Annotated in this window: 14 protein-coding genes; 12 read left to right on the forward strand and 2 right to left on the reverse strand. The window is 67.2% G+C overall.

Translation table 11 applies throughout. The features are described from left to right. Nucleotides 1-7 precede the first annotated feature (7 nt). The 5 genes from gnd (at nucleotide 8) to DGI_RS06550 (ending at nucleotide 5,216) form a co-directional block, all read left to right on the forward strand. Nucleotides 8-913, forward strand: coding sequence for a phosphogluconate dehydrogenase (NAD(+)-dependent, decarboxylating) (gnd, locus tag DGI_RS06530; protein WP_021760027.1), 906 nt, complete (start codon nucleotides 8-10; stop codon nucleotides 911-913). A gap of 8 nt (nucleotides 914-921) precedes the next feature. Further along, a complete protein-coding gene (gene zwf, locus DGI_RS06535; RefSeq protein ID WP_021760028.1) occupies nucleotides 922-2,493 on the forward strand; it encodes a glucose-6-phosphate dehydrogenase in 1,572 nt (523 codons plus the stop codon). After that, nucleotides 2,490-3,218 carry a 6-phosphogluconolactonase gene (gene pgl, locus DGI_RS06540; RefSeq protein WP_021760029.1) on the forward strand — a complete coding sequence of 243 codons (729 nt, stop codon included), beginning with the start codon at nucleotides 2,490-2,492 and terminating at the stop codon, nucleotides 3,216-3,218. The genes zwf and pgl overlap by 4 nt, the downstream gene beginning before the upstream one ends. Nucleotides 3,219-3,393: 175 nt before the next feature. Then, complete coding sequence (rpiA, locus tag DGI_RS06545) at nucleotides 3,394-4,185, forward strand: ribose-5-phosphate isomerase RpiA (protein WP_235619930.1); 792 nt, start codon at nucleotides 3,394-3,396, stop codon at nucleotides 4,183-4,185. 29 nt (nucleotides 4,186-4,214) lie between these two features. After that, on the forward strand, nucleotides 4,215-5,216 hold the full coding sequence (locus DGI_RS06550) for an aldose epimerase family protein (protein ID WP_144284133.1): 1,002 nt from the start codon (nucleotides 4,215-4,217) through the stop codon (nucleotides 5,214-5,216). Nucleotides 5,217-5,233: 17 nt separating this feature from the next. On the opposite strand, the gene DGI_RS06555 is transcribed toward DGI_RS06550, so the two are convergent. Together DGI_RS06555 and DGI_RS06560 are read right to left on the reverse strand one after the other, a co-directional pair. Further along, entirely contained in the window at nucleotides 5,234-5,626 is a 393-nt protein-coding gene (locus DGI_RS06555; protein WP_021760032.1) for a hypothetical protein, read from the reverse strand. 113 nt (nucleotides 5,627-5,739) lie between these two features. Continuing rightward, on the reverse strand, nucleotides 5,740-6,732 hold the full coding sequence (locus DGI_RS06560) for an NAD(P)H-dependent glycerol-3-phosphate dehydrogenase (protein ID WP_021760033.1): 993 nt from the start codon (nucleotides 6,730-6,732) through the stop codon (nucleotides 5,740-5,742). 132 nt (nucleotides 6,733-6,864) lie between these two features. Between DGI_RS06560 and ahbB the strand changes: the two genes are divergently transcribed. From ahbB to DGI_RS17060, 7 genes are all read left to right on the forward strand, one after another. Further along, the gene (gene ahbB / locus DGI_RS06565) at nucleotides 6,865-7,344 is read left to right on the forward strand and encodes a siroheme decarboxylase subunit beta (protein ID WP_021760034.1); all 480 of its coding nucleotides are present in this window, start codon (nucleotides 6,865-6,867) and stop codon (nucleotides 7,342-7,344) included. A 94-nt stretch (nucleotides 7,345-7,438) separates the two neighbouring features. Further along, nucleotides 7,439-8,731, forward strand: a complete 1,293-nt coding sequence (locus tag DGI_RS06570) for an ABC transporter substrate-binding protein (protein WP_051286451.1) — start codon at nucleotides 7,439-7,441, stop codon at nucleotides 8,729-8,731. Nucleotides 8,732-8,749: 18 nt separating this feature from the next. Beyond that, a complete protein-coding gene (locus DGI_RS17055; RefSeq protein WP_021760036.1) occupies nucleotides 8,750-10,318 on the forward strand; it encodes a sensor histidine kinase in 1,569 nt (522 codons plus the stop codon). A gap of 84 nt (nucleotides 10,319-10,402) precedes the next feature. After that, a complete protein-coding gene (hemL, locus tag DGI_RS06580) occupies nucleotides 10,403-11,671 on the forward strand; it encodes a glutamate-1-semialdehyde 2,1-aminomutase (protein ID WP_021760037.1) in 1,269 nt (422 codons plus the stop codon). 20 nt (nucleotides 11,672-11,691) lie between these two features. Next, entirely contained in the window at nucleotides 11,692-12,786 is a 1,095-nt protein-coding gene (locus DGI_RS06585; protein ID WP_021760038.1) for a cobalt-precorrin 5A hydrolase, read from the forward strand. Then, nucleotides 12,750-13,547 carry a precorrin-3B C(17)-methyltransferase gene (cobJ, locus tag DGI_RS06590; protein ID WP_021760039.1) on the forward strand — a complete coding sequence of 266 codons (798 nt, stop codon included), beginning with the start codon at nucleotides 12,750-12,752 and terminating at the stop codon, nucleotides 13,545-13,547. The genes DGI_RS06585 and cobJ overlap by 37 nt, the downstream gene beginning before the upstream one ends. A 162-nt stretch (nucleotides 13,548-13,709) precedes the next feature. Then, complete coding sequence (locus DGI_RS17060) at nucleotides 13,710-17,741, forward strand: coiled-coil domain-containing protein (RefSeq protein WP_021760040.1); 4,032 nt, start codon at nucleotides 13,710-13,712, stop codon at nucleotides 17,739-17,741. The last annotated feature ends 38 nt before the right edge of the window (nucleotides 17,742-17,779 follow it).

Consider the following 17,779-nt stretch of genomic DNA (forward strand, 5'->3'; position numbering starts at 1 on the left):
GGTTGTCATGCAATTCGGCATCGTCGGACTCGGCCGCATGGGGCTGAACATGGCCCGTCGCCTGCGTCGCGCCGGGCTGCCTTTGGCGGCCTGGAACCGTTCTTTTGACAAGACGCAGGCCCTGGCCGCGGAAGATGGCACGCTGGCCTGTCAGACCCTGGAAGCACTGGTCCAGGCGTTGCATCCGCCCCGCATCTGCTGGCTCATGCTCCCGGCCGGCCCGGCCGTGGACGAGCATATGGCCCTGCTGCTGCCCCTGCTGCAGCCCGGGGATATCCTCGTGGACGGCGGCAACAGCTGGTACAAGGACGACCTGCGCCACGCCGATACCTGCGCCGCAGCCGGTGTGCACTACGTGGATGCCGGCGTTTCCGGGGGTATCTGGGGCCTCACCGAAGGCTATTGCACCATGGTGGGCGGCCCGGCCGGGGCCGTGGCCGAGCTGACGCCCTATCTGGACGCCCTGGCGCCGCCCGAAGGCTGGATGCACTGCGGCGGCACGGGCAGCGGGCACTATGTCAAGATGATCCACAACGGCATCGAATACGGCATGATGCAGGCCTATGCCGAGGGCCTGGGGCTCATCCAGGCCTCCGGCTATGGCAAGGATATCGACATGGCCGCCCTCTGCCACCTCTGGAACCAGGGCAGCGTGGTCCGCTCCTGGCTGCTGGAGCTGGCCGAGCGCGCCTTTGCCGCGGATCCTGCCCTGGCGGGTCTGGCGGGCCATGTGGACGACTCCGGCGAAGGCCGCTGGACGGTGCTGGAATCCATCGAACTGGCCCAGCCGGCGCCGGTGCTGGCGCTTTCCCTGATGCAGCGCTTTCGCTCCCGCCAGGACAACACGTTTCAGGATCGCGTCCTTGCCGCCCTGCGCCGGGAGTTCGGCGGCCACGCCGTCAAGGCAACATGAGGCCAGCCATGCCGGAACCCCAGTCCGCCATCGCCAGCGCGCAGGTCTCGGCCCTGAACGGTTTGACGGCCGCCTCGGGCGGGCAGTGCCTGCTGGACCGGGCCGGGCCGCCGTGCGTGGTGGTGGTCTTCGGCGCCACCGGCGACCTGACCTTCCGCAAGCTGTTCCCGTCCCTGTACGATCTGCATTGCCTGGGCAGCCTGGATTCCCGCAGCTGCATCGTGGGCGTGGGGCGGTCTGCCCTGGACCATGCAGCCTTCCGCGAGCGCATGCGCGAATCCCTGACGCAGGCCGGGGTGGAGGATCTCAGCCGTTGGGACGATCTGGCTGCCCGGCTGTACTATTGTTCTGTAGATGTGGATACCGGCACGGGCATGGACGCCCTGCATGCCCTGTGCAATGAGCTGGACACCGCCCGGCAGATTGGCGGCAACAGGCTGTATTATCTCGCGGTTCCCCCCACCGCATACGAGACCATCGCCACCCGCCTGGGGCAGGCCGGCATGGCCTCGGAAGCGCAGGGCTTTGCCCGCATCGTCATCGAAAAGCCCTTCGGCAGCGATCTCGTCACAGCCAAGGCCCTGGACGCCGCCATCCATCAGCACTTTACCGAGCATCAGGTCTTTCGCATCGATCACTACCTGGCCAAGGAGACGGTGCAGAACATCATGGTCCTGCGCTTCGCCAACGCCATTTTTGAACCGCTGTGGGACCGGCGCTACATCGACCATGTGCGCATTACCGCGGCGGAATCGCTGGGCGTGGAGCACCGCGCGGCCTTTTACGAGCAGGCCGGCGTGCTGCGGGACATGTTCCAGAACCACATGATGCAACTGTTGGCCCTGTGCGCCATGGAGCCGCCCTCACAGTTCGAAGCCGAGCTGGTGCGCGATGAAAAAACAAAGGTCTACAGGGCGTTGCGGCCGTTTCCCGTGGGCCGCCTGAATGAACATCTGGTGCTGGGGCAGTACGGCGCCGGCATGATTGATGATCGCAAGGTGCCGGCCTATGTGGATGAACCCGGCGTGCCCGCGGACAGCGCCACCCCCACCTACGCCTGCATGAAAGTGTTCATCGACAACTGGCGTTGGCAGGGCGTGCCGTTTTATCTGGTCTCCGGCAAGCGCCTGCGCCGCAAGCACACGGAAATTGTCGTCAAGTTCAAGGAAGTGCCGTACTCCATGTTCCGCAAGGTCCTGGGAGAGCACATCTCGGCCAATACGCTCATCCTTTCCATCCAGCCCAGGGAAGAGGTGATCCTCACCTTCCAGACCAAACTCCCCGGCCCCATGTGCCTGCGGACGGTACGCATGGAGTTCGACTACAACGCCGGCGTCAAGCGGCCCAAGACGGATGCCTACGTCAAGGTGTTGCAAGACGTGCTTCTGGGCGATCAGACGTTGTTCTGGCGTCAGGACAGCGTGGAACTCTGTTGGGGATTCTTGACGCCGATCCTTCAGGAGTGCGATTGTCCGGACAAGGCGGAGCGACTGTATTTGTACAGGGCCGGCAGTGATGGCCCGCAGGAAGTGCGCCACATTCTTTCACCTGCAACGATGCAACATGGGACGACGCCATGAATGATGCCCCCCCTGCCGTGGAACGTCTGATTGTTCCTGATGGTGCAGCCCTGACGGCTGCCGCGTTGGAACGCGTGCGCGGCTGGCTGCTGGAAGCCATCCAGACCAAGGGCCGGGCCGTGATGGCCCTGGCCGGCGGCAAAACCCCCGAGCACTTCTATAAGGAACTCGGGAATATGGATTTGCCCTGGGAAAACGTACTGCTGCTGTTGGGCGATGAACGCATTGCCCCGGGGCAGGAGGCGCTTTCCAATGCCGCCATGATCCGCCGCTCCCTGATGGCCGGCGGGCGGGCCTGCATGGCCCGTTTTCTGGCGCCGGAACTGGAAGGCTGCTCCCCGCAGGACGCTGCCCATGCCTACGAGGCGGATATCGCCAGAGCCCTGGGGGTGGCTGTTGGCGGGGATCTGGTGCTGGATGTGGTCATCCTGGGCCTGGGCAAGGATGGGCACACGGCGTCGCTGTTTCCGGGATCTCCGGCGCTCATGGCGCAAAAAGCCTGGATCTTCGCCGTGCCGGCTCCAGAGGTGGAGCCGCGCGTGCCGCGTCTGACCATGACCCTGCCCCTCATCAGCCGTGCCCGGCGTGTGCTGTTCCTGGCTGGTGGTGAAGAAAAGCTGGCCCTGGCCCAGCGCATCTGGGCAGAGGGCGGGACCATGGACGCCCCTGCGGCGAAGGCCTGCCCTGGTGATAATTGTGTCTGGATTATTTCAAGACGGTTGTGATACCGTCGCGGCAAAATGATGCATGGCTGCGCGTGTGGTGCAGCCATGCAGCGAGACGGGACCCCTGCGCCTGTTGCATCATGCGGAGTCGCCCTCATGGGGCATCCGTAACGCAATGGGCCTGGGATGGAGCGTCGGTTCGGTGGTTGCTCTGAATCCGACAAGGGGTGCGTCCATGCATGTGTCGTTGTTGCAAAACGGCTGGTTGCCGCAGCAGGCATCGGAAGGCTCGCAAGCCGGGTTCCTCCGCATGGGATTGGGAGGCGCGGTCATGAACGAGACCATGAAAGTGCATAAGCAGGAGGCCGCCCGGGCGGCGCTGGAACTGGTGAGGCCCGGCATGGTGGTGGGCCTGGGCCATGGCAGCACCGTGCTCTGGGCGGTGCGCCTGCTGGGGCAATGGCTGCACGAAGGCAAACTGCACGATGTGACCACCGTGCCGTGCAGTATGCTTGTCGAACGCGAGGCCCGCGCCCTGGGCATTCCCCTCAAGCAGCTGGACGACGTGTCGCGCCTGGACCTCGTGCTGGACGGGGCGGACGAGCTGACGCCGAATCTGGACTGCATCAAGGGCGGCGGCGGCGCCCTGCTCAAGGAAAAAATCCTGGCTCAGGCCACGGGAAAGCTCGTGCTCATCGCAGACAGCAGCAAGCTCTCCCCGGCCCTGGGCACCCACTGGCCCGTGCCCGTGGAATGCATCCCCTGGGGCAGACGGTTCCAGGCGGCCTTTCTGGAGTCCCTGGGGGCCACAGTGGTGCTGCGGCGCGATGCCGAGGGCCGGGCCTTTCAGACAGAACAAGGCAACATCATTCTGGATTGCGACTTCGGCCCCATTGCCGATCCCGCCCGTCTGGCCCGGCAGTTGGCCGCCCGGGCCGGGATTGTGGAGCACGGCCTCTTTCTGGGCATGGCCGGCGAAGCGTTGCTTGCCGGACCGCAAGGCCTGCAACGTCTGCGGCGTCAGTAGGCTGCGCCCCGGCAAGGAGAGTCCGTCCGGTGACGCCGCCACATCCCCCCGTGCGTACGGAACTGGCCGGACACCTGCCAGACGGGCAGCCGGTGCATCGTCATGTGCTGCGCAATGCCGCGGGCATGCAGGCGTCCATCCTGGAATACGGCGCCATCATGGAGTGGTTGAGCCCGCCTCACGGCCGGGGCGGGGAGAGGGTGAACGTCCTGGCCGGGCCGGATTCCCTGGAGGGTCGGCTGCAGGACCCGCTGCATTGTGGCGCGTTGCTGGGTAGATTCGCCGGGCGCATCGCCCAGGCAGGGTTCCTCCTGGGCAATACTCCGGTCCGGTTGCTGCCCTCGGCCGGAGGGCACCATGACGACGGCGGCCCGGCCGGGCTGCACAGCGTGCTTTGGACGGCCCGGCACGAGCAAACCGTGCCAGTGCTGGTGCTGTCGCATGTGTCGCCGGACGGTGCGAGCGGCTACCCGGGCTCGTTGGTGGCACAGGCGCGCTATCAGCTCACCAATGACAACCTGCTGGTGGTGGACATGATGGCCACCAGCACGGCGGCGACCATCTGCAATCTGGCACAGCATTGCTGTTTCAATCTGGCTGGTTCGCCACCCTCCAGGGAGATCCTGGCCGAGCACGAACTGGAAGTGCTGGCCTGCTTTGTGCTTCCCGAGGAAGACGGCCTGCCCGTGGCGCCGCCCCGGCTGGTGCATGGCACCAGCGCCGACTTGCGCATGCCGACGCGGCTTGGTGACAGGCTGCCCGATGACGTCATGGATCTGCTGCTCGTCCTGCCGGGCTGCATCGAGGCGCCGGATCTGGTGGCCCGGCTGCGACATCCTCCCAGCGGGCGCGAGCTGGAGCTGTACACCACCCGGCCGGGGCTGCGCGTGCGGGTGCAGTCCGGCGTAGGCATCACGCTCATGGATCTGCACCTGCCAGACAGCCCCAACCGGCCGCTGTTCCCCAGCGTTGTCCTTTCACCAGGGAAGCTGTACCGGCACACCACGGTGTACCGGCTTCTGCAGCGCTGATGTCGTGCCGTCTGGAACTATTTTTCTTTCTTCCACACGCCGCGCACTGGGTCGCCCAGGCCGGCATGGGTGGCGGTGATGGTCACCTCGCCGCTGGCGGGGTCCCCGGCGCATGCGATGTTCCATCCGGCAGTGAATTGCAGGGCCTTGGCGCAGGCGTCTTCCAGGCCGCTCATCAGCGCGTCCTTGCCCACGCCGCCGGCCCGGGCCATGTTCATGTCGAGGATGGCCTGCACGTCCGCCACCAGGGTCTGGCCTTGCTGGCGCAGGGCGGCCGCGTCTGCGTCCGCCTTTTTGGGCATGAACAGCGGCAGCCCGGCCTGGGCCACGAACATGAAGGCCAGAACGAGCACAAGGGCCAGTTGCGCAAGAAAACAAGGCAGGAGATTGGACCGGCGGGGTTGTTTCATGGCGGCGCTCGCGGAATGATGGTGAAGGGGTGGGGATGCTGTATCAGTCTCCCGTGGGCAGGGTCAATGTTCGATGGCCAGCCGGGTGCAAGGGCAAGCCGGCGGCAGTCTGCTCATTCGCTTTTGAGATTGCGGGCCATCAGCCGGGACAGCGTCTCGCGCACCGGGGCGTTTTCGTAGAGCACGGCATGCACCGCCGCGGCGATGGGCAGGTCCACCCCGTGTTGCTGACCCAGCTGGAACATGGAGCGCGTGGTGGCCACGCCTTCGGCCACGGTCTTGCGCGAGCCGAGGATTTCCGCCAGGGCCTTGCCCCGGCCCAGCTCCAGGCCCACGGCGCGGTTGCGGGACAACTCCCCCGTGCAGGTCAGCACCAGATCGCCCAGGCCGGCCAGGCCCATGAAGGTCCGTTCCTGGGCGCCCATGGCCACGCCCAGCCGGCTCATCTCGGCCAGACCGCGGGTGATGAGGGCGGCGCGGGCGTCCAGTCCGGCCTCCAGCCCGTCCAGCATGCCCACGGCGATGGCCATGACGTTCTTGAGCGCCCCGCCAAGCTCCACGCCGCGCACGTCGGGGTTGGTGTAAATACGGAACATGGGGCCGGTGAGCAGCCCTTGCAGCTCGCGGGCGATGGCGTCGTTGGCGCAGCCCATGGCCACGGCCGTGGGCAGGCCTTTGGCCACTTCCATGGCAAAGGACGGACCGGACAGGATGGCGAAGATCGGCGTCAGTCCCGCCAGGGCTTCTTCCACCACCTGCCCCATGGTGGCCAGGTGCGCCACCTCAATGCCTTTGCTGGCGCAGACCACCACCGGCCGCATGGGCAAATGCGGGCGCGCCTGCTCCAGAAACTCCCGGCTGAACTGGCACGGTATGGCCAGCACCTGCACGCCGGACCCGACCAGGGCGCGCGGCAGATCATGCTCGATGCGCAGGGCATCCGGCAGGATGATGCCCGGCAAATAGACGTCGTTCACACGGGTCTGTCGCATGCGGGAGGCCAGCTCGGGCTCCCGAATCCACAGCGTTGTTTCGCGGCCTTGCCCCGCGAACAGCCCCGCCAGGGCCGTGCCCCAGCTGCCGCCTCCCAGCACGGTGATGCGCATGATCGTCCTCCTTACAGCGCTTCTGTGTACGTCGAGCGCACGCGGGATGCAAGACGCGGCTTGCCAAAGGCCACCCCCCTTGGCTAGGGGATCCGGAACTCCGGGGATGCGTGCCCCGGCAAAGGAGACTCCATGCATCAATTCACCCCTGCCCAACGCACGGTCCTGCGGCTGGCCCAGGATCAGCTGCCGGATTCCCTCACCCCCTATGCGGATATGGCCCGCCAGGCCGGCATTACCGAAGAGGAAGTCATCGCCCTGTTGCAGTCCCTGCTTGAGGAGGGGGTCATCCGTCGCTTCGGGGCATCCATCAAGCATCAGCAGGCCGGCTGGAACCACAATGTCATGGTGGCCTGGCGCATCGATGACGACGCCGCGCGCGACGCCGCCGGCACGGCCATGGCCGAGCATCCCCATGTGTCCCATTGCTACTGGCGGCCCGCCCAGGCGGACTGGCCCTACACCCTGTTCACCATGGTGCACGGCCGCAGCCCCGAGGAACTGCAGCGGGTGGTCGCCGAATTGTCCGAGCGCACCGGGCAAAACGATTACGGGCTGTTGCACAGCATCCGGGAGCTCAAAAAGACGTCCATGGTGTATTTCCAAGAATAACGACCACAAAGACGCGTTTTGCTGTCGCCAGCGGTCGAAAATCATGCTACAGGCTTGATCCGGGCAACGGAGGGAACCGAACCAGGATACGCCAATGCGATGGCTTTTTGCCGCAAGGCTGCTTTGTGTGTGGGCGCGGGCATGTTGCGCCGCGGTCTTGTTGCTGGCTGCCGTCGGGGAGGCGCAGGCCGGCAAGGAAGACTTGCGCGCCTCGGCGCCGGTGGTCTTCCTGCATTATTGGACCGACGACTTCCGCACCGGGGTGGATGCCATGGTGCAGGCCATGACCCGGCAGCATCCTTCCCTGCAGCTGCTGGCCCAGGGCTTCGAGCACGAGGCGTTCAAGAAGGGCATCCAGGCCATGCTGCGCGGGGAAGGCGCGCCGGACATCATTTCCTATTGGGCCGGCCAGCGCACCAAAGCCCTTGTTGAAGCAGACGTGTTGACGCCGGTGGACGACGTCTGGCGTCTGCATGGTCTGGACGAGGTCTTCCCCCCGGCCCTGCGTGAGGCCTGCACCTATGGTGGCCAGCGCTTCGGCGTGCCGGTGACCATGCACTGGGTCGGCTTTTTCTATGACAAGGCCCTCTTCGACGCCCTGCACCTCGCGCCCCCCCGCTCCTGGGACGAGTTCCTGGCCGTGTGCGAGGCCATTCGCCGCCATGGTCGCGCGCCCGTGGCCCTGGGCCTGCAAGGACAGTGGCCGGCGCAGTACTGGTTTGATTTTCTGCTCCTGCGCACGGCTGGTCCCGAGTTTCGCACCCGGCTGTTGAACGGAGAGGAATCCTTTCTGGATCCCCGGGTGCGTCGGGCGTTTGTGCTGTGGCAGGACCTGCTGGACCGCGAATATTTTCTGCCTCAGCCCGCCTTGTACGACTGGGCCGGGGCCGTGAAGGCCGTGCACGGCGGCGAGGCCGGCATGACCCTCATGGGAACCTGGGTTGTCGGGCTGCTGGAAGGCAAGCTGGGGTGGAAGGCGTGTGAGGAGTTCGATTTTTTTGCGTTCCCGGTCGTCGATGCGGAGGTCCCCCGCGTGAATCTGGGCCCTGTGGATCTGGTGGCCCTCACCCGGCGTGGCGATCGGCCCCAGGGGCGCGCCGCCCTGGCCGCCTTTGCGGACGTGCCGGCCCAGCAGGCCATGAGCCGGGGGTCCGGCGCCCTGGCTCCCAGCAGCCGAGTGCCGCCCGAGGCGTACTCCTCCATGCAGCGGCGGATTCTGGACGAGATTCGGACCGGAGACACCTGGGCCTTCGCCTTTGACCTCAATGCCCCGGAACGCCTGGCCCGGGCGGGGTTGCAGGCCTTCGAGGACTTCCAGACCCGCCGGCATGATGTGGATCACGTGCTGCGCGTCATGCATCAGGCCACGTTGCAGCGATGGCCATAGTTCCTGTATGAGAGGGTGATGCGCATCCGTCTTCGTCCTCAAAGCCTGCTGGGCCGCACGAGCATCATTGTGGTGCTGGTGGAGGCCCTTGCCCTGGCCGCCCTGGGTGTGACGGCGGTGGGTCTGTTATCCAGGGATATTGACCGCACCCTGGAGGCCCGGGCCAGGCTGCCCGGCCTGCTCATGAGCCGGCAGTTGTTGCGATACGAATCCGTGGCCGACAAGGCCGTGATGACCAACCTGGCCGGCAACGAATTTCTGAACGGCCTGGTGGTGGCTGCCGACGGGCACATCTACTTCGCCTCGGACAAGACTTTCGTGGGCCGCAATGTCTCGCAACTGGAAGACGGCCTGGCTGATCACCTGGCCGGCGTGCTCGATTCCGCGGCGGCGCAGGGCTCGGTGGTGCGCATGAAGACGGGCAACCTGCTGTGCATCACGCCCATCCGGGCTTTTGAAGGCGCGCGCCCGTTTTTCTACGCCCTGGTCATCATCAATACGGAAGCCTCCGCCCGGCTCAAGTCCCGCCTGGGCTGGGGGTTTGCCCTGGCCTCCTTCGGCTGCATCCTCCTCACGTCTGCGGGGCTGCTGCTGTTTTTTCGCCATGGCGTGGTCAACCCGCTGGGATCCCTGGAAAAGAGCGCCCAGGCCCTGGCCGCCGGGAAACTGGACGAACCCATCGACACCTCCCGCGATGACGAAATAGGCAGCCTTGCCCGGCAGTTCGCCACCATGCGCGACGCCATCCGGGCCAAGGTACGCGAGCTGGAGGACGTCAACCGCAAGCTCACGGAACTGGACGAGCTCAAGTCGCACTTCCTGTCCTCGGTTTCGCATGAACTGCGTACGCCGCTGACCTCCCTGCTGGGCTTCGCCTCCCTTACACGCAAGCATTTCCGCCGGCATTTTCTGCCCCTGGTGGGGGACGATCCGAACCTGGAACGCCGCAGCGGGCAGATCATGGACAATCTCCAGGTCATCGAGGCCGAGGGCGCGCGGCTTACCCGGCTCATCAATGACGTGCTGGATCTGAACCGCATCGAATCCGGCCGCCGTGTCTGGCGGGATAAGCCTGTCCGGCCGACCGAGGCCGCGGAGCATGCCGTCCGCAGTACGGCCATGCTTTTTGCCCTCAAGCCGGAAATCCGGTTGCTGGTGGACGTGCCGGATACCCTGCCCGCCGTGCGGGCCGATCCGGATTCCCTGCAGCAGGTGCTGGTGAACCTGCTGCACAATGCCGTCAATTATACGGAACTGGGCCAGGTGCAGGTGCAGGCCCGGCAGACGCCCGCCGCCGAGGGGCAGCCGCACACCGTGCAGTTCACCGTGCAGGACACCGGCCCCGGCATTGCGCCGGAAGATCAGGGCCGGCTGTTTCAAAAATTCGTACAACTGCACCCCCATGGCCGCAGCGCCGCGGATGTGGTGGTGGCCGGATCCAGCGGCACAGGCCTGGGGCTGGCCATCTGCAAGGAAATCGTCACGCATTACGACGGCGAGATCTGGGTGGAGAGCGCCCCCGGCCAGGGCAGCGCGTTTCATTTCACCCTGCCGATCTGGACCGGGCCGCCGCCGCTGGTCATTTGACCCCGGCGCAGCCCTGTGGCATCGCTGGCCCCACGGTCTTGGCACCCATCATCACATTTCTCCAAGGATGGCTTCATGAAATCCATGCACACGTCCCGGGAGCTCTTTGAACGCGCCCGCAAGGTCATTCCCGGCGGGGTCAATTCCCCGGTCCGGGCCTGTCTCTCCGTCAAGGCAGATCCGTTGTTCATCGCTGAAGGATATGGCTCCAAACTGCGCACCGTGGACGGGCAGGAGTGCATCGACTTCGTCATGAGCTGGGGTCCCATGCTGTTGGGCCACTGCCACCCGGCCGTGGAGGCCGCGGTGGTGGCCGCCGTGAAGAAGGGCGCAAGCTACGGCGCACCCTGCGAAGCCGAAGTGCTGCTGGCGGAAACACTGACGCAGATGTTCCCCGCCATGGACCTGGTGCGCATGGTCTCCTCCGGCACCGAAGCCACCATGAGCGCCCTGCGCCTGGCCCGGGGCGTGACCGGGCGGGCCAAGGTCATCAAGTTTGACGGCTGCTACCATGGTCATGCCGATGCCTTCCTGGCTGCCGCCGGCTCCGGCGTGGCCACCCTGGGCATTCCCGGCACCCCCGGCGTGCCCCCCAGCACGGCCGCGGACACCATCGTGGTGCCCTACAACAATCTGGACGCCACGGCCGCCTGCTTTGCCGCCCATGCCGGGCAGATCGCCTGCGTCATCGTGGAGCCCGTGGCCGGCAACATGGGGCTGGTGCCGCCTGCGCCGGGATTCCTGCAGGGCCTGCGCGACCTGTGCACCGCCAACGGCGCGTTGCTGATCTTCGACGAGGTCATCACCGGCCTGCGCGTGGCCTTCGGCGGGGCGCAGACCCGCTTCGGCATCGAACCGGATCTGACCACCCTGGGCAAGATCATCGGCGGCGGCCTCCCCGTGGGCGCCTACGGCGGCAAGCGGCAGTACATGGAACGCATCGCCCCCTGCGGCGACGTGTACCAGGCCGGCACGCTGTCCGGAAACCCCGTGGCCATGGCCGCGGGTCTGGCCACCCTGGCCGCCCTGGCCGCCAGCGACTACGCCGCCCTGGAGGCCCGCACCGCCGCCTTTGCCGGCGAGCTGGCCGACATCCTGCGCGCCAAGGGCGTGGCGGTGACGTGCAATGTCTTCGCCTCCATGTTCACCCTGTTCTTCACCGACTGCCCGGTCACGGACTACGACAGCGCCAAAACTGCCGACCGCGACCGCTACGCCAGCTTCTACACCCAGATGCGCGAGCAGGGCATCTATCTGGCGCCGTCGGGCTTCGAGTGCGCCATGGTCAGCTTTGCCCACACTGAGGAAGACTTCGCCAACACCCTGGACGCTGCCAGGAAGGTGACCTTCTGAGCAGGCTGGCCGTCTGGGCGTTGACCCCCCGGGGGGCGGCCCTGGGCAGGGTGCTGGCCGGCGTCCTGGATGCGGATCTGCATCTGCATCGGCACATCCCTGACGAGCCTGCCCATGCGGGCGAGGGCGTCCGCGAGTTCCGGTTCACCCGGTTTGCTGATGCCCTCGCTGCGGCCTGGTCCGGCTACGAGGGCCACGACGGGTATGACGGGTATGACGGGCACGTCTGCCTGTGCGCCGCGGGCATCGTGGTGCGGGCGATTGCGCCGCTGCTGGTCTCCAAACAGGTGGATCCGGCCGTGGTGGTGGCGGATCAGGACGGCCGGTTCGTCGTCAGCCTGCTGTCCGGCCATCTGGGCGGAGCCAATGCCCTGGCCCGGCGCGTGGCGGCCTGCACCGGCGGGCAGGCGGTCATCACCACCGCCTCGGACACGGCCGGGTTGCCGGCCCTGGATGTGCTGTTGGCGGAACGCGGGATCATTCCGGCGGGCCATGCCTCCCTGACGCCGCTCATGGCCGCCCTGGTGCGCGGCGAACGGCTGGGGGTGCTGGATCCCCTGGGCTGCCTCGATGTGGTGGCAGACTGCCTCGAACGCCTGACGCCGGACACGGCCGCGGCCTGGTCCGGCCCCGTGCTGCTGGTGGACTGGCGCACGCCCGGATTTTGCGGCGAAACGTCGCAGGGCAGGGCGGTGGTGGCGCATCCTCCGGTGCTGGCGCTGGGGGTGGGGTGCCGGCGCGGGGTGCCGGCAACGGCGCTGGAATCCTTCGTGCGCGAGGTGTTGGCCCGGCATGGGCTGGCTGCGCAGAGCCTGCTGGGGCTGGCCAGCATCGAGGCCAAGGCCGACGAGCCCGGCATCCTGCGTCTGGCCGAGGCCCTGGGCGTGCCGGCGGTATTTTACCCGGCGGCGGATCTGGCCGGGGTGCCGGTGCCCACGCCGTCCGCCGTGGTGCTGGCGCGCATGGGTGTGCCGTCCGTGGCCGAGGCCGCGGCCGTGCGGCTGGCTGACGCCTCCTCGCTGATCGTCCCCAAACAGATTGGCCCGGGCATGACCTGCGCCGTGGCCTTGAGGTCCTCATGTCCGAACATCATACATCCGTTCCCGCCCTGTTGACCGTCGTGGGCCTTGGCCCGGGCGATGCTGCCCTGTGCACCCCGCAGGCCTTGGCCGCCCTGGAGGCCGCCGAGCTGCTGGTGGGCTACACGCGGTACATCGGGCTGATTCCCGACGAGCTTCGCGCCCGCAAACGCGTCATGTCCACGGGCATGCGCGGAGAGATGCAGCGCTGCCAGCACGCCATCCAGGCGGCGCTTGAAGGAACCCCCACGGCCGTGGTCAGCAGCGGCGACGCCGGCGTCTACGGCATGGCCGGCCTGGTGCTGGAGCTGCTGGAAGAACAGGGGCTGCTGGACCGCGTGCCCGTGGAGATTGTCCCCGGCGTGCCGGCCCTGGCAGCGGCCGCGGCCCTGCTGGGCGCGCCCCTGATGCACGATTTCGCGGTCATCAGCCTGTCGGATTTGCTCACGCCCTGGGAGGTCATCGAACGCCGGTTGGAACACGCCGCGGCCGGGGATTTCGTCATCGTGCTGTACAACCCGCGATCCACGCACCGGGACTGGCAGCTCGGGCGGGCGCTGGAGCGCATCGCCGCCTGCACGGGGCCAACGCGGCCGGCCGGGCTGGTGCGGCAGGCCTATCGCCCGGACCAGGCCGTCATGGTGTCCACGCTCGGAGAAATGCCGTGGGAACAGGCGGATATGCTCTCCATTGTTGTGGTGGGCAATTCGCAGACACGCATCGCCGGGGGCAGATTGCTGACGCCGCGCGGGTATATGGACAAGTACCGCGTGGGGGAATCTTCGCAAAGACGTTGATTCCGTTATGTTTTCCCCCCTTTTTCTTGCCTTGCGTGTGGAAATGTGCTTCAATGCAGACGCTGTGCAGAGCGTCATGCCATGCGCGGTCCTGGTGCAAGAAGCTTCGCGTGCGACGCAAGAAACGTCGTCCCCCTGCAACCTGTTCTGCGAAGGTGACGTATGGCTGCCCGGCGACAGTCCGATCCCATGGATGATGCAGACATCTTCGAATTGACCGAACTGGCCGAAGACTTCGGGCAGGACGATCTGCTGGCCGTGACTGGCGTGCCCATGGACGGCCGGTTTGGTGTCGGCATGGATGACGACCTGGCCGCCATCACCGGCGTGCCCCTGGACGGCCTTGGCGGGGATATGGACTTTGCCAAGGAGCTCGACGACCTGTTCTCCGAAACGGCAGACCGCGAGCTGCCCGGCATGGGCGAGGCGTCGCGGCCTTTGCCCGCAGCGGCGCCGGCAGCCAGACAGGCGGCCGGGCCACCGCCAGGGCAGGAACAGGACGATTTTGATCTGGCGCTGGGCGATCTGGGCCTGGGAGATCTGGGTCTGGGCGACGACGACCTCTTCGGCGGCGATGCCCCACCCTCGGCCGCGCGCCCCGGCGGCCCGCTCTCGCAGACCATGAGCGACCATTTTCGCGCCGATCTGCCCGATTTGGATGACCTGGACGGACTGGACGGGCTGGCGGATCTGGACGAACTCGAAAAAACCACCCTCGTCCGCCACGACGTTCCCGCCGCATCGCCCCTCGAAGACGGAGCAGAGCAGCTCAAGGACTTCGACGAGGACGAATTCACCCTCGACCTCGCCGCCTCCGCCATGATCGGCGGGCGCGAGGAAGACGCCTTCAGCAAGGAAGAAGACGACGACATCGCCGATCTGGACGATCTGGTGGGCGACGTTGAGGCGCATGACCTTGAGCAGGCCGGGCCGGAAGAACGCCTGGACGCCATCTCCATGGACGACACCCTTGCTCCCGGGGCCGGCGTCATGCATGGCCTGGGAGACCTGGAACCCCTGGACCACCTGCAGACCCTGAGCGGGCTGGATGGCCTGGACGCCCTGGGCGATCTGGACGAGCTCAACGACCTGGCCGTGCTGGACGATCTGGCCCCCCTCGAAGGCGAGGCCGCGCCGGACTCGGAGCATCGCCTTGCCGGCAGCATTGATGCCGCCGGCCTGGACAGCCTGCTGCAGGACCTCGACTTCGAAGGCCCGGCCGGTCAGGCCGGCGAGGGGCCGCCGGAATTTCTGCTGGACGAAGACGTGCTGGAGCTCGACGAGGAAGACATGCTGCCGGTTCCGGAAGCTGCGCCCCGGCAGGAGCCAGGGCAGCCAGAATCCCAGAGCAATCTGGAGGCCCTGGGCGGACTGGGTGAACTGGGCGGACTGGGTGAACTGGGCGAACTGGATGAGCTGGACGAGCTGGACGAGCTGGAAGAGATCCAGATCCTGGATGACCTGGATTCCCCGGATGATCTGGAAGTGCTGGATGATCTGGACTCCCTGACGCAACTCGCCGAACATGGGCCCGCCCCGGACAGCGCTGCGGCCGGCCTGTACGATGAGCTGGAAGCCCTGGTGCAGGAAGCCGCCGAGGCGCCGGCAGAGCTGCCCGATCAAGCCGATCAGGCCGATCAGGCCGATCAGGTCGATCAGGTCGATCAGGCCGACTTCCCCGACTTTGCCGTGCTGGCCGACATCGCACCCCCCGCCGGGACTGGCGATGACAGCGATGCCGCCGAAGCCCTGGACATCGAGGCCCTGGCCACCGCAGGATTGACCGGCGGCACGCTGTCCTTGGATGCCTCCCCCGAGGTCGTCCAGGCCATGCAGGACGCCCTGGCCTTTGACGAGCCGGAGCCGGGGCCGGAACTCGCGCCGGCAGCCGCCACACCGCCAGCGCCGCCCGCACCGCCCGCACCGCCCGCGACGCCTGATGCCGAACCCCCTGCATCGCCCGTGACGGCGGACGAGTCTTCGCCGGCCCTCGATTTGCCCGGTGTGGCCGCCATGGCTGTGGCCGGCGCGGCGACCCTGACGCCCGTTGCCCCGCCTGCACCACCGGCTGCGCCGCTTCCGGCGGTCTCCGAGGAGGCGCTGTCGGCAATCCACACCCGGCTGGCGTCCCTGGAGTCCGGCCTTGCCGGGGCGGGCGAGCATCTCCTGGAATTGCAAGCCAGTCTGCCCGATCCGGCCATCCTGCCCCCAGGGCTGCAGGAGGCATTGGAGGGCGTGGCCATCCGTTTGGATGCGCTGGAATCCCAGGCCGCCGCGCATGCGGCCCAGCCTCCGGCCGTCGGTCAGGACGAGGTGTCCCACCTCAAGGCGTCCCTGGAATCGTTGGAGTCCCTGGCCGCTTCCCTGGGGCAGGACCTGCAGCGCGTCGAGACGGCCACGGGCGAGGCGGCCCAGGCGGTGGCCCAGACCGGGCAGCTGCAGGCGGCCGTGGCGGATCTGACGCAGCAGCTGGATGCACGCACAATGTCCCTGGCCTCGCAGGAGGCGGTGGACGCCCTGGCCCGCCGTCTGGACACGCTGGGGCAGGAACTGCACGCCGTGCAGTCCAGCGAGGTGCCGGACCAGCTTGCGCAGCTTGATGTACGCCTGGACTCCCTTGCCGGTGCGGTGGGGATGCTGCGGGAATCCGTGCAGGAGGATATCCGGCAGGCCAGCGCCGCGGCCGAAGACAATGCCGTCACTCGCGTGGACGGCAAGCTCGCAACGCTTTCCGCCTATGTGGACATCATTGAAAAGCGCATCGCCGACGCGGCTGCCCAGGCCGCCCAGGTGGCGCAGATCGCCCAGACCGTCCAGGCAGTCCAGAGCGCCCAGGCCGATCAGGCGGAGCAGATTGCCCAGGCGGACGCCGCCCTGCAGCAGTCCCTGTCCGGGCTGCGCGAGGACATGACGCACGAACTCCAACGAGAGCGGGCCGCCGTCGTCGGGTTGGTGGAAACCAGACTCGCCGCAGCGCAGCGAACTGCGGAAGAGGCCGTGGAGACCGTCAGGAGCGACGTGGAGCGTCTGGCCCTGGGCCGCCAGCCTGTCATGGAGGAATTGACCCGCCTGACTGCGGAACTGGAAGCAGTGCGTCAGGCCGCCGCCACCCAGCGCGAGGAGCAGGCCGGCTCCCTGGACGCCGTGCGAATCATGGTGGAGGAGTCGTCCCAGGAAACCACCGCCCTGGCCCAGGAGATGGTCCGGCTTTCCGCCTCCCTGGTGGAGCAGGTGGATGGCCGGCTGGAGGAACGCGGCACGACCATTCGCAGCCTGGAAGAGGAATTGGCCGCGCTCAAGGGGGTGGTGGGAGAGCAGGTGGCGTCGATCCAGTCCGGGGCGCAGTCCCTGGATGCCCTGTACGGCATGGCGGAATCCGGTACCCGCACGCAGCATGAATTGCGCGAGCAGCTGGCCGCCCAGTCCGGCCTGCTGGAGGCCGTGGATCAGCAGCAGGAACGTCTGCAGGAGGATGTGACGCGTCTGGCGCAGATTGGCCAGGAGCTGCAGGCCGCGCACAGCGAGCAGGTCGAGGCCCTGACCCGCCGGACCGACAGCCTCGAAGCGGCCCTGCGTCAGTTCGCGACCAGTGCGCCCCACACGTTTGAACAGCGGCTGCAGGAGGCCCTGGCCGAGGAAAGCGCCTTCTCCCGACGCCTGGAAGCCAAGCTCGCCGGCGTGCGGGAGTCTGCCAAGGCCGAGACCCAGCGCACGGCGCAGCAGCTGGAGGCCCTGGCGGCATCGCACAAGGAACTTGAACAGCAGACGGCTGCCATGTCGGAGGCGGATTCGGCGGGCATGCAGGCCATGCAGACGGCCCTGGAACGCAGGCTGGATGCCGTGCAGGCCCAGGCGCGGCAGGAGAGCCAGGACCTGGAGGCCCGCATCCTCGCCCAGGCCGAGGCCCGTCTTGCGGCGCGACTGGAAGAGCAGATGGCGCAGCAGGTGGCGGCCCAGGTGGCAGCCCAGGTGGAGCTGCTCCTGGAATCGCGGCTGGCGGATTTTGCGCAAGACTTCTCCAGCCGGGTGGAGGGCATGCTGGCTGGCCGGTTTGTGGACGCCCAGTCCATGGCGGGATTCAAGGCCGATCTGCTGCAGGAACTGGAGCGCCTGACCCCCCTGGCCGCGGCCCGGGTCATCCGGGAGGAGCTGCTGGCCATGACCCAGGAGGACGAGGAAGACGCGGGCAGTTAGGGCAAGGTATCTTTGAAAGAAGTTCTCGGGGGAAAACA

The sequence above is a fragment of the Megalodesulfovibrio gigas DSM 1382 = ATCC 19364 genome, assembly GCF_000468495.1.
GTDB classification, from domain to species: domain Bacteria; phylum Desulfobacterota; class Desulfovibrionia; order Desulfovibrionales; family Desulfovibrionaceae; genus Megalodesulfovibrio; species Megalodesulfovibrio gigas.